The organism is Lacinutrix cladophorae (assembly GCF_053604645.1).
In genome coordinates this window covers 1-249 of the sequence record NZ_JBSHNR010000098.1, presented here as the reverse complement: position 1 = coordinate 249, position 249 = coordinate 1, and the positions used below count along the sequence as shown (strand labels likewise).

Annotated in this window: 1 protein-coding gene; it reads right to left on the bottom strand. The window is 40.2% G+C overall.

Annotation, left to right across the window (positions count from 1 at the left end):
* Positions 1-249, bottom strand: a 249-nt coding sequence (locus ACVC3Y_RS05870) for an SdrD B-like domain-containing protein (protein ID WP_452226361.1), incomplete at both ends; no start/stop codon positions are given.

Here is a 249-nt window from a genome sequence, read left to right as displayed (position 1 = left end):
GGATCTGAAGTTCCTGTTGTTAAAGTACCACTTACATCTGCTGGTAATGTAGTCTCATCTACATCTACTTCTGCATCTCCTATTGGAATGTCTGTTGCTGTCCATGATCCATCCGTTCCTGTTGTTACTGTTGTTTCGTCTCCGTTAACATCGGTAATTACAACTTCTACTCCTTCTATTCCTTCTTCTCCTGGATCTTGTATTCCATCTCCGTTAAGATCTTCAAATACAACTCCACTTAAATCTCCA